The sequence below is a fragment of the Mesorhizobium sp. ISC25 genome (assembly GCF_042295465.1).
Taxonomy (GTDB): Bacteria; Pseudomonadota; Alphaproteobacteria; order Rhizobiales; family Rhizobiaceae; genus Mesorhizobium.
Genome location: NZ_CP135441.1, coordinates 1,225,497 through 1,237,290, shown reverse-complemented (window position 1 = coordinate 1,237,290; position 11,794 = coordinate 1,225,497). Strand labels below are relative to the sequence as shown.

General features: G+C 61.6%; 11 protein-coding genes. 3 read left to right on the top strand and 8 right to left on the bottom strand.

The annotated features are described in order from the left end of the window. Positions 1–18: 18 nt before the first annotated feature. The 7 genes from RQ479_RS06085 to RQ479_RS06055 all read right to left on the bottom strand — a co-directional run bounded on the left by RQ479_RS06085 (position 19) and on the right by RQ479_RS06055 (position 7,125). Entirely contained in the window at positions 19–939 is a 921-nt protein-coding gene (locus RQ479_RS06085) for an ABC transporter permease (protein WP_376704439.1), read from the bottom strand. Then, a complete protein-coding gene (locus tag RQ479_RS06080) occupies positions 939–2,051 on the bottom strand; it encodes an ABC transporter permease (RefSeq protein ID WP_376704438.1) in 1,113 nt (370 codons plus the stop codon). The genes RQ479_RS06085 and RQ479_RS06080 overlap by 1 nt, the downstream gene beginning before the upstream one ends. Continuing rightward, on the bottom strand, positions 2,048–3,640 hold the full coding sequence (locus RQ479_RS06075) for an ABC transporter ATP-binding protein (RefSeq protein WP_376704437.1): 1,593 nt from the start codon (positions 3,638–3,640) through the stop codon (positions 2,048–2,050). Before RQ479_RS06075 ends, RQ479_RS06080 begins: the two co-directional genes overlap by 4 nt. A 152-nt stretch (positions 3,641–3,792) precedes the next feature. Further along, positions 3,793–4,770 (bottom strand): quinone oxidoreductase, encoded by a 978-nt coding sequence (locus RQ479_RS06070; RefSeq protein ID WP_376704436.1) that lies wholly within the window; start codon positions 4,768–4,770, stop codon positions 3,793–3,795. 18 nt (positions 4,771–4,788) lie between these two features. Continuing rightward, the gene (gene pcsA, locus RQ479_RS06065; protein ID WP_376705877.1) at positions 4,789–5,565 is read right to left on the bottom strand and encodes a phosphatidylcholine synthase; all 777 of its coding nucleotides are present in this window, start codon (positions 5,563–5,565) and stop codon (positions 4,789–4,791) included. Positions 5,566–5,600: 35 nt separating this feature from the next. Beyond that, positions 5,601–6,215, bottom strand: coding sequence for a DUF1326 domain-containing protein (locus RQ479_RS06060; protein ID WP_376704435.1), 615 nt, complete (start codon positions 6,213–6,215; stop codon positions 5,601–5,603). 13 nt (positions 6,216–6,228) lie between these two features. Next, positions 6,229–7,125: a DUF2182 domain-containing protein gene (locus tag RQ479_RS06055; protein ID WP_376704434.1), complete on the bottom strand. Its 897-nt coding sequence runs from the start codon at positions 7,123–7,125 to the stop codon at positions 6,229–6,231. 103 nt (positions 7,126–7,228) lie between these two features. Between RQ479_RS06055 and RQ479_RS06050 the strand changes: the two genes are divergently transcribed. Both RQ479_RS06050 and hspQ read left to right on the top strand, forming a co-directional pair. Next, on the top strand, positions 7,229–8,437 hold the full coding sequence (locus RQ479_RS06050) for a UbiH/UbiF family hydroxylase (RefSeq protein WP_376704433.1): 1,209 nt from the start codon (positions 7,229–7,231) through the stop codon (positions 8,435–8,437). Positions 8,438–8,659: 222 nt separating this feature from the next. After that, positions 8,660–8,983: a heat shock protein HspQ gene (gene hspQ, locus RQ479_RS06045; protein WP_023675043.1), complete on the top strand. Its 324-nt coding sequence runs from the start codon at positions 8,660–8,662 to the stop codon at positions 8,981–8,983. Between the two features lie 122 nt (positions 8,984–9,105). Here hspQ and RQ479_RS06040 read toward each other — a convergent pair whose 3' ends face one another. Beyond that, positions 9,106–9,735: an invasion associated locus B family protein gene (locus RQ479_RS06040; RefSeq protein ID WP_352977221.1), complete on the bottom strand. Its 630-nt coding sequence runs from the start codon at positions 9,733–9,735 to the stop codon at positions 9,106–9,108. A 230-nt stretch (positions 9,736–9,965) separates the two neighbouring features. Here RQ479_RS06040 and RQ479_RS06035 point away from each other — a divergent pair, with 230 nt between their 5' ends. Beyond that, on the top strand, positions 9,966–11,786 hold the full coding sequence (locus RQ479_RS06035) for an extracellular solute-binding protein (RefSeq protein ID WP_376704432.1): 1,821 nt from the start codon (positions 9,966–9,968) through the stop codon (positions 11,784–11,786). Positions 11,787–11,794 lie beyond the last annotated feature (8 nt).

Here is an 11,794-nt window from a genome sequence, read left to right as displayed (position 1 = left end):
GCTTCCGTCTTTTTGTTGTCAACGATCCGGAACGAAGGGCTGCCCCAAGGAGGCCGGCGTGTTCATCATCGTCAAACGCTTGTTGCGCGAGATTAGAACGAGAACCACGATGGTTGCCAGATAGGGCAGCGAAGAAAGCAGTTGCGAGGGGACCGGAATGCCGAATGCCTGTGCATGAAGCTGGCCGATCCAGACCGCGCCGAAAATATAGGCGCCTGCCAACACCCGCCACGGTCGCCAGGAGGCGAAGACGACCAGAGCCAGCGCGATCCAGCCGCGGCCGGCGGTCATGTTCTCTACCCATTGTGGCGTATAGACCAGCGACAGATGGCCGCCGGCTAGGCCGGCACAGGCGCCGCCGAAGATCACTGAGAGATAGCGGTAACGGATGACGTGGATGCCAAGCGCATGGGCGGATGCATGGCTGTCGCCGATCGAGCGCAGCGTGAGCCCGGTGCGGGTCTTGAACAGGAACCACATCACGGCGGCGGTCAGCGCGATCGAGATGTAGAAGATTGGATCCTGGCCGAACAGCAGCCTGCCAATGACCGGGATTGCGGTCAGGCCGGGAATATCGAGGTTTGGCAGCCTTTCGCCGGGCTGGCCGACAAAATTCGTCCCCATCATGCCGGAAAGACCGAGGCCGAGCAGTGTCAGCGACAGGCCGGTTGCCACCTGGTTGGTGGCCAGCGACAGCGTCATGACGGCGAACAGCAGCGAGAACACTGCCCCCACGGCAATTGCCGCCAACAGCCCTATCCACGGCGAGCCGGTGAGATAGCCGGCGCCGAAGCCGCCGACCGCACCCATGATCATCATTCCTTCGACGCCGAGATTGAGCACACCGGAACGTTCGACCACCAGTTCGCCGATCGCCGCGATCAGCAGCGGCGTCGCCGCCGTCGCGATGGTCAAAAGGATGTTGACGGTGATGTCCATCAGCGAGCTTCCTCCAGCTTCGGGACTGTCTCGAGTTTCGGCGCGGCAAATCCGATCAGGCGGATGCGATAGTGAATGAGCGTGTCGCAGCCGAGCACGAAGAACAACAGCATGCCCTGGAACACGCGCGCCACCTTGTCGGAGATGCCGAGCGCGCTCTGCACCGCCTCGCCGCCGAGATAGGTCAGCGCCAGCACAAGGCCGGCGGCAACGATGCCGAGCGGATTGAGCCGGCCGAGGAATGCGACGATGATGGCGGTAAATCCGTAGCCGGGCGAGATCGCCGGCTGCAACTGCCCGATGGCGCCCGAGACCTCCGAAATCCCGGCAAGTCCGGCCAGTGCGCCCGACAGCAGGAAGGCAAAGAAGACCATGCGGTTAAGGCCAAACCCGGCGAAGCGCCCTGCCCTCGGGCTTGAGCCGAGAACGCGGACCTCGAAGCCTTTCAGCATGCGGCTCATCAGGATCCAGATCAGTATCGCCGCGACCAGCGCGAAGACAAACCCCCAGTTCGCCCGACCGGATTCCGGGAGGAGTTCCGGCAGTATCGCCGAGTCGTTGAACTGGATGGTTTGCGGGAAACCATGACCCTGCGGATCGCGCCACGGCCCGCGTACCAGCCAATCGAGGAAGAGCTGGGCGACATAGACCAGCATCAGGCTGGTCAGGATCTCGTTGGTGTTGAAGCGCGTCTTCAGCAGTGCCGGGATTGCAGCATAGGCGGCCCCACCGACCATGCCGAAAAGAAGCATCAGCGGCAGCACCAATGGGCCTTCGAACTGCGGAAACAGCACGGGGAAGATCGAACCGACAATGCCGCCCAGGATGAACTGGCCTTCGGCGCCGATGTTCCAGATGTTGGCCTTGTAGCAGACCGACAGTCCGACCGCGATCAGGATCAGAGGGGCGGCCTTGATCGCCAGCTCATGCATTTGCCAGACCTGGCTGATCGGTTCGATGAAGTAGATACGGAACGCGGTCAACGGATTGACGCCGAGCAGCGCGAACATGATGGCACCGGCAATGATCGTCAAAACGAAAGCGATGAAAGGCGAGAGTGCCGAAAACAGCATCGAGCGCTGCGGGCGTTTTACAAGTTCGAGGCGCATCAAGCCGTCTCCAGCGTATGTTCGGCATGCCCGGGTTCGGCGCCGCCCATCAGCAGCCCGATCTTCTCGAATGTCGCTTCGGCTATCGGCAGCGGCTTGGACAATTCGCCATTGTGCATGACCGTGATCGCATCGGAAATCTCGAACAGTTCGTCGAGGTCCTGGCTGATCACCAGCACCGCCGAGCCGCTGCGCGCCAGTTCGATCAGCGCCTGGCGGATGTGGGCCGCCGCACCTGCGTCGACGCCCCAGGTCGGCTGATTGACCACCATGACGCTTGGCCGGCGGTCGAGTTCGCGGCCGACGATGAATTTCTGCAGATTGCCGCCCGAAAGAGCCGCAGCTTCCGGATCCGGCGCGCTCTTGCGCACGTCCATCGCCTTTATGATGCGCTGGGCAGCGGTATAGATCGCATCGCCTTTGACCATTCCACCGGCGCCGACAAACATCTTGCCATCGGTGGCGTGGCGCGACAGAAGCAGGTTCTCCGAAAGCTTCATGCGCGGTGCTGCGCCATGGCCGAGCCGCTCTTCCGGGACGAAGGCAGCGCCCATCAGGCGCCTGCCGGTGATGGTGAGGCCGCCGGCATCCTTACCACGGATGCGGACCGAGCCGGCATCCTGCTGCAGCACCTCGCCGGAAACGGACTCGAAGAATTCGCCCTGGCCGTTGCCGGCGACACCGGCAATGCCGATCACCTCGCCGGCGCGGACCTCGAGATTGATGTTCCTGAGCGGGATCGAGAACGGGGTCGCCGGCTTGCGGGTGAGTTCGCGGATTTGAAGCAGCGCCGGCGCGGTCTCGATACCCTCGGCCGGCGCCCGCACCACGGCCTGCACCTCGTTGCCGACCATCATCCGCGCCAACGAAGACGCGGTTTCCTGGCGCGGATTGCAATGGCCGACCACCTTGCCGTGACGCAGCACGGTGGCGCGGTCGCAGATGCGTTTGACCTCTTCCAGCCGATGCGAAATGTAGAGGATAGACTTTCCTTCCGAACGCAGCCGTTCGAGCGTCTCGAACAGCTTATCGGCCTCCTGCGGCGTCAGCACCGAAGTCGGCTCGTCGAGGATGATGAGTTGCGGCGTCTGCAGCAGGCAGCGGATAATTTCGATACGCTGGCGCTCGCCGACCGACAGATCACCGACCAGCGATAGCGGATCGAGAGGCAGGCCGTAACTGTAGGAGAGCGCCCTCGCCTTGGCCGCGATCGTGCTGATCGGCGAGCCGTCATCCAGCGACAGCGCGATATTCTCCGCCGCCGTCAGCGCTTCGAAAAGAGAAAAATGCTGGAAAACCATGCCGATGCCGAGCTTTTTTGCGGTACCGGGGCTGGTGATCCTGACCGCCTGGCCATTCCAGAAAATCTCGCCGGAATTCGGTTCCAGCGATCCAAACAGCATTTTCACCAGGGTCGACTTGCCGGCGCCGTTCTCGCCAAGCAATGCATGGATCTCGCCCTTGGCGATGTTGAGATCGACATGGTCGCACGCCGTCAATGTGCCGAATATCTTTGTGAGGCCGCGAACCTCCAGCAGGTTTGCGCCGTCCTGATCTGCACTCACGGTGCCTCCATCTGGTTTGCCAGACATGTTCTGTGTTCCCGCAAACATCGTATGCGCGGCCTGCTCTCTACGGTAAGCGCCTCACGACTTGAAAGAGCTTCAAGAATTTCAGCGGAAACTCAAGCGGTAAAGAGCAGTTCGCAAGAACGGCGGCGTCGGCGGGCCGAAACTGCGGGCGCTCAAGGGATAAGTATCGTCGTCCCGGTGGTCCTGCGCCCTTCAAGATCGGAATGCGCCTTGCCCGCATCGCTGAGCGCGTAACGCTGGTTGATCTTGATCTTGACGGCGCCGCTGAGCACCACATCGAACAATGCGGCGGCGGAAGCCTCGAGGTCGTCGCGCTTGGCATTGTAGACGAACAGCGTCGGCCGCGTTGCGAATAGCGAGCCCTTCTGCGCCAGCAACGAAATGCTGAAGGGCGGGATCGGCCCAGACGATTGACCGAAGCTGACGAACGTGCCGAGCGGCCGCAGGCAATCGAGCGAGGCTGGAAATGTGTCGTTGCCGACCGAATCGTAGACAACGTCGCATTTCTTGCCACCGGTGATAGCGGCAACGCCGGCGACGAAATCCTGTTCGCGATAGTTGATCACGTGATCGAAGCCATGCGCCTTGGCGAGCTCGATCTTGTCGGTTGAACTCGCGGTGCCGATCACCGTCGCGCCGAGATGCTTGGCCCATTGGCCGAGGATCAGGCCAACACCGCCTGCCGCCGCGTGGAACAGGATCGTATCGCCAGCCTTCACTTTGAAGGTACGGCGCAACAGATACTCGGCGGTCATGCCCTTCAGCATCATCGCCGCGGCCTGTTCGTCGCTGATGCCGTCGGGCACCTTCACCACGCGGTCGGCGGCGATCACGCGCTGCCCGGCATAGGCACCGGTGGTCACCGCATAGGCGACGCGATCCCCGGGCTTCAGCCAGTCGACATCTGTGCCGACCTCCAAAACCACGCCGGCCGCCTCGCCGCCGGGGATCAGCGGAAATCCGCCCTGCGGCGGATAAAGGCCCGAGCGATAATAGACGTCGATGAAATTGAGACCGATCGCGGTGTGCTTGACCAGGATCTGTCCCGAGCCCGGCTGCCCGGGATCGGCATCCTCGTAGGTCAGGACCTCCGGGCCGCCGTGGGCATGGATGCGGATCGCTTTGGACATTTTCAGGCTCTCTTGGGATCAGGCTTTCTTGTCCGGCTTGGCGCCGAGATTTGGAAAGAACTGCATGATAGCGCCGATGCAAGCGAGGTAAAGCCCGGTGACCGTAATCCCGATCTTGATGAAATCGCTGACCTGCTCGCCCAGCACGCCGATCTGGTCGTAGAAGGAGGCAAGTGCGGCCTGCGCCAGCGCCAGCGCGCCGAAAGCGCACCAAAGCAGCGTCATGCCGAGATTGATTGGCCGCAGCCGCTTCACCCGCACCGGATGGACGAAATTGATCGGCACGAAGGTGAGAATGCCGGCCACCACGACCACGGCGAAGGAAACCCATTGTCCTGGTTCGATGACGAACAGCGTGAACACCACCATGTTCCAGACGACCGGAAAGCCTTTGAAGAAATTCTCCTTCGTCTTCATGCCGGTATCGGCATAGTAGATTGCGCTCGACACCACGATTATTGCCGCCGACAGGAACGACAGGCGCTCGCCCATGAAGCCGCGCTGATAGAGCGCGAAGGCCGGAATCAGCACGTAGGTCACGTAGTCGATGATGTTGTCGAGCAGTTCGCCCGACCATGTCGGCAGGATTTCCTTGACGTCGAGCTTCCTGGCGATCGGCCCGTCGATGCCGTCGACGAAAAGCGCCAGCCCCAGCCACCAGAACATCGCCGTCCAGCGCTGCTCGCTTGCTGCCACTAGCGACAGAAACGCCAGGAATGAGCCCGACGCGGTCAAGAGATGGACCGAGAACGCCCGCGCCTGCGGCCATGTGACTTTCTTCTTCGGCCGCGGAATCCGGTCGGCGATTTTCCTGGCCGTCGTCTTCTTGCTCACGGGCCCCGCCAGTCCAGCTTGCAGATTTCGGCCGAACGGCCGGCAAAGTTCCAGTTGCGGCCAAAGGCCCGCATTTTGCTCTTGTCGGATTTGGCGACGATGATTTCCGGCGCAATCCAGTATTCCGAATTGCTGATGACCGTATCCTTGTCGCGATCCTTGCCGGTGATTGGCGTCACCGCGCCATCGATGATCTTCGGTATCTGGAAGATGCGCGTTTTCTCACGCGTCTCGTAGGTGATCGGCACCTGCTCGGCGCCGAGGAACTGTCCGACCAGGATGGAGAGCAGCGATGTGGTTCCGCCAGCCTTGCCGGTGAATATCTTGGTCAGTCCCTTCACAGCGTAAACCGAGGCGCGCCTGTCGATGAACAGGCCGGCCGTCCAGTTGCCACGGCTCATATAACCGGGGATTTCCATGATCAGCCCAAGATTGAGACCGGACAGGTCGACCTCGCCGAAATGGCCGGCATCGATGCGGAACCCCGCCCAGGTCTGGCAATAGCCCTCGGTCGGCGGATGACTGCCGAGCGACAGCACGCAAGGGCAAAAAACCGTGCAATTGCAGGAGAGTACGAGCTCTCCCTTCATTGCCCAGTTTTGATCTGTCATCGAATTCTCCCCCTCATGCCGAGACTACTAGTAGCGCGGCTGCCCAGACAAGCAGTATCGCACCGGCCAACCGCGTCGGCAGATTGCCTGCCGTCTGTTTTTCGACCAGGCTGAACAAGCCGATCAGCGCCATCCAGAACACGTTCATCACACCGACGGCAAACATTACCAGCATCAGCGCCCAGCAGCATCCAAGGCACCACAGGCCCTGCTCCATGCCGAGCCGGAAAATGCGAATGGACCTGGCGCTCCAGTTGGCGAACAGGACCGAGAACGGATTTCGGCACTTCTCCAGACAGGCTTCCTTCAACCAGCTGAACTGATAGAGACCAGCGATCGACAGCGCGGCTGCTCCGGCAATTCCAACCAGCGGATCGAGCATCTGCCCGGATGACGCGAATGCATCGACTGCGAGCGTCAGGGCCGCCAACATTCCCGAGGCGGCAAGCCAGACGCTCAAATATCCAGCGACCAGGATCAGCGGATGGACGACCGGCTCCCTCTTGATCCGGGCGGTATCTGCGATCTCGCAATAGGTGCGGATCATCGGCGCCGCGGAGGGCAGCATGGTCGCGATGGCCATCAACAGCCACATCGCGGTGAGTGCCCCGCCTTGCGCGCCTACACTTGCGCGAAGCGGCGCCGGCGCAAGGCAGAGGGCGAAGAAACGCGCAAAGAAATCCGGCAGCGGCAGTTGCGGCAGGTACCTCAGCATCGTGTCGCCGGGTGCATCGGTGCCCGGGAGCCGGCTTACGGCACCACGAACTGCCATTGCGCTGAGAAGGAGCCAGGCAAGGGCGATGCCCATGCCGGCAACAACGCTCACGGCCAGTCGAGGGCTGCGCGCAACGCTCGCCATCGCGCGGCCGGTACCGTCGAGGTGGTTGAAATCGTCTTGTTGGCCGGTCATGGCAACCGAATGGGCCGAATCGCCGCGTTGATCAAGCCGCATCACCTGACCTATATGGACCAGCAGGTCGGACAGGCCTCACCTCGCAATCCGGAAGCCGAATTTGGACCATCGGGAAACAGCACGGATACTGGTCGCCGGCAGCGGCCCTGCGGGGCTGATCGCGGCGCTTGGCTTTGCCGAGGCGGGCTTTCCCGTGACGCTCGTCGGACCCGAGGCAGCCGGCCCCGACGGCCGGACGACAGCCTTGATGAACCCTGCCCTGAAGATGTTCGAACGGCTCGGGATCTTTGACGGAATCAGGCAGCACGCAGCGCCGCTCAAGGTGATGCGCATCGTTGACGCAACCAACCGGCTGATCCGCAGCCCGACAGTGACCTTTCGCGCCAGCGAGATCAACGAAGAGCAATTCGGGCTGAACTTGCCCAACAGCGTTCTCAACCGCACGCTAGCCGAGGCTGTCGCGCATTCGGGCATCGAATGGCGAAAGTCGATGGTGGAGGCATGGCGCCTCGATGCCGACCATGCCCATGCCGTTCTCGCCGACGGCAGCGAGGTTGAGGCGTCGCTGGCGGTTGCCGCCGATGGCCGTCACTCGCCGGCCCGCGAGGCAGCCGGCATCCGGACCTCGGTCCGATCCTATCCGCAGGCGGCGCTGGTGCTCAATTTCGGTCACCGCAGCGACCACGCCTTCACCTCGACCGAATTCCACACCGAGACCGGTCCGTTCACACAGGTTCCTCTGCCCGGCAACCGGTCCAGCCTTGTCTGGGTGCTCGAGCCCGATATCGCCAGGGACCTTGCAGCACTCGACGACGCCGAGCTTTCGACGCGGGTCGAACAGCGGATGCAATCGATGCTGGGCCGCGTGTCGGTTGAGCCCGGCCGGCAGGTCTACCCCCTTTCAGCGGTGAGCCCGTGGCGGTTTGCGCAGCGCCGCGTAGCCCTTGTCGGTGAAGCCGCCCATGTGTTTCCCCCAATCGGCGCGCAAGGCCTTAATCTCGGCATCCGGGACATCGACGACCTGATTGCTACCGCAAGCAGAAACCGCTCGGACCCGGGCGCCGCCCAGGCGCTTGCAGCCTATGATTTCAAGCGGCGGCCGGACATTCTGGCGCGCAGCAGCGCGGTCAACCTGCTGAACATGTCGTTGCTTTCCGACATGCTGCCGGCTCAGTTGGTGCGCAGCGCTGGCCTGGGCGCGCTTGAGGGGTTTGCGCCGCTGCGGGCGTTTTTCATGCGCGAGGGTCTTCGACCCGGCAGCGGTTTTGCGGCGTTTTTTGGCGGATTGCGAAAAGCGGCTGCGCGATAGCGATCTTGGGCACCGCCCTTGATCCGCATCTTGCGATGCTCAACCCGGCATCAAGGGGATCGGGATTGAATTGACGCGGCGTCTGCGCCAAATAATGACGATGTCGACCGTAAGTTCTGCGCCAATCTTTGCCGGATTGGTGCGTAGGAGTCTAAAGTCCTGGAGCGTTTTCTTGCGTGTTTCGGGATGGGTGGCGTTCAAGAAGTTCAAGTGGTGAGTGCGATGAAGACAGCCAAATTCTCGATCGGACAGGTAGTTCGCCACCGGCTGTTTCCGTTCCGCGGCGTCATTTTCGACGTCGATCCGCAATTCGCCAATACCGACGAATGGTACGAGGCGATCCCCGCTGACGTGCGGCCGCGCAAGGACCAGCCTTTCTATCATCTGCTCGCCGAGAATTCGGAGACGGAATACATCGCCTATGTGTCCGAGCAGAATTTACTCGAGGACCGGTCGGGCGAACCGGTCCGGCATCCGCAGATAGGTGAGATGTTCGACAAGAAGCCAGACGGGCGCTACGAGCCGAAGCACCAATTGAGACATTGACTTAGCCGGGATCTGGCTGGGCTGGGACAGGCTTGAGACATGGCTGGACCCGACAAACGGCCGGTCCAAACGAAAAAAGCGGGGCATGAACCCCGCTTCTTGTTGGTTCGAAAACCCGTCGATCAGTTAGCGGCCTTCGCCTTCTCCTGCTCTTCCTTGAGCTTCTTGGCAAAATCCTGATTGTTCTTGGCGACGAACTCCTGGAGCTTTTTCTGCCGGTCCTCGATGTCCGACTGCTGCAGCGGCGGGCCGTCGAAGGCGCCGCTGAAGCCGGTGAGCGCAATCTTGATCGGGTTCGGCTGGTTTTGGAAATTGACTGAGGTGAGCGTCAGCGCCGATCCCTTCTTGAAGGATGCGACGAGCTGATCGGTCAGCGGCACTTCCGCCACGCAGCGATCCGGGAAACAGATCACATAGTCGAGCTTCTGCGCCTTGCCGCCGTCGATCTGGAGGCCGATGCCGGGAGGAACCAGACGGCCGGTCGGAACCGTCACCTGGAAGACCTTGCGGTTCACCTTGCCCTTCAATTCGATCAGGCTGACGCCGGTGATGAGCTGGCCGTTGCCGGCCGTGGTGATGTTCTGGACATTGCAGATGTCGACGTCTTCCTGCTTGGTGCAGGCCTTGAACCAGCCTTGCGGAATCTGCTGTTGCTGCTGCGCGGAAGCAGAGGGAATCCCGGCGCCGAGAATGCCGACCACGCCAGCGGCCATGACCGACAGGCGGTACGCGTTGCTGTTCAGGCTCGTCATGTCGTGCATTCCTCTCAAATGATCCCGGAACCGGCTTTTTCGCGCCGTGTGGTCCAGCTACCTGTTGCCGAAATGAGGCAACAGAATGACTTCGGACGGCGTGTTACACTGCAAGCGATGCCGAATCCAGCCCGGGCCTCGCGAATCTTGGCCGAGGGATTGGGTCAAGGGGTTGGCCGGTGCACGACCGGCTCATGTATGCTGCGCATCGAATCGGGAAGGAGACGGTCATGGGCCGCGTTGTCGTTTGGCTGATCGCCGCAATCTTGTGTGTTGGCCTTTCCCTGCAGCCAGCCCTGTCGGAACCGGTGCACGCGCTTGCCATGCAGGGCGAGCCGGCGCTGCCGGCCGACTATGATCATTTCAACTACGTCAATCCCGACGCGCCGAAAGGCGGCAGCATTACCTATTGCGTCGTCGGCAGCTTCGACAATCTCAATCCGTTCATCCTGAGAAGCCTGCGCACCACCGCGCGCGGCATGATGGATCAAGCCTTTGGCAATCTTGTCTTCGAGCCGTTGATGCAGCGCAACTACGACGAGGCCTTCAGTCTCTACGGCCTGCTCGCCGATACCGCCGACATGGATCCCGAGCGCAAGAGCATCGAATTCCACCTCGATCCCAGGGCCAAATGGTCGGACGGCGAGCCGGTGACGCCGGAAGACGTGTTGTTCACCTATGACGTCTTCACCGAGAAGGGCCGGCCACCTTACAGCCTGCGGATGAAAGCGATCGCCAAGCTCGAAAAGACCGGCGAACGCAGTGTGCGCTTCACCTTCAACGACAAGGCCGACCGCGAATTTCCTTTGATCATTGCGCTGACGCCGATCATCCCGAAACACGCCTTCAACAAGGACACCTTCGACAGGACGACGCTAAAGCCGGTGATCGGCAGCGGGCCTTACACGGTGGCGCAAGTCGTGCCCGGTCGGCGCATCGTGTTCAAGCGCAATCCGGACTATTGGGGCAAGGACGTGCCGTCCAAGCGCGGCTTCGACAATTACGACCAGATCACCATCGAATATTTCCTCAACGCCAACGCCAAGCAGGAAGCGTTCAAGAAAGGCATCTGCGCCATCGACGACGACAGCGACCCAGTCAAACGCGAGCGCGATCTCGACTTTCCGGCCTTCCATAGGGGCGAGGTCATCGCCGAAACTTTCGATACCGGCATTCCGCCGGTGGTCAACGGTTTCCTGTTCAACACGCGGCTGCCGAAATTTTCTAATCCGGTCGTGCGGCGCGCGCTCGGCATGCTCTACGATTTCGAATGGGCCAACAAGAATCTGTTCGGCGGCAAATACATGCGCACGATGAGCTTTTGGCAGAATTCCGAGCTGTCCGCGCTCGGCCACCCGGCCGGCGAAAAGGAAAAGGCCCTGCTGGCCCCCTACCCCGGCCGCGTGCCTGCAGATGTCATGGACGGCACCTACAGGCCGTCCGTCACCGACGGCTCTGGCCAGGACCGCAAGGTGCTGAAGACCGCATTCGAGCTGCTGAAGAGCGCAGGCTATACGGTGCAGGACGGGGCGATGCTCGATCCCGAGCGAAAGCCGTTCCGTTTCGAGATCCTGACCGCCTCGCAGGACGAAGAGCGACTTGCCGCTATCTATCAGCGCACGCTTGAGAAGCTCGGCATCGATGTCGGCATCCGCAGCCTCGACGGTGATCAGATCCAGTCGCGCAAGCAGCGTTTCGATTTCGAGGTGCTGGTCGGCTCGACCGGTTTCAACAACTCACTGTCGCCCGGTATCGAGCAAACCGGGCGCTGGGGATCCGCTGCCGCCAAGGCCGAAGGATCGTTCAACCTCGCCGGCGTCGCCGATCCGGCGGTGGATGCGGCGATCGAGGCGATGCTGAGAGCCCGTTCGAAGGAGGACTATGTCGCCGCCGTCCGCGTTCTCGACCGGCTGTTGATCTCCGGTAACTACATGGTGCCGACGCAGCACAACAACCAGCAATGGCTCGCTTATTGGAACTATCTGGAACATCCGCAAAAGACGCCCATATACGGCTATCAGTTGCCAACCTGGTGGCGCAAACCGAAGTGACCTCTTCA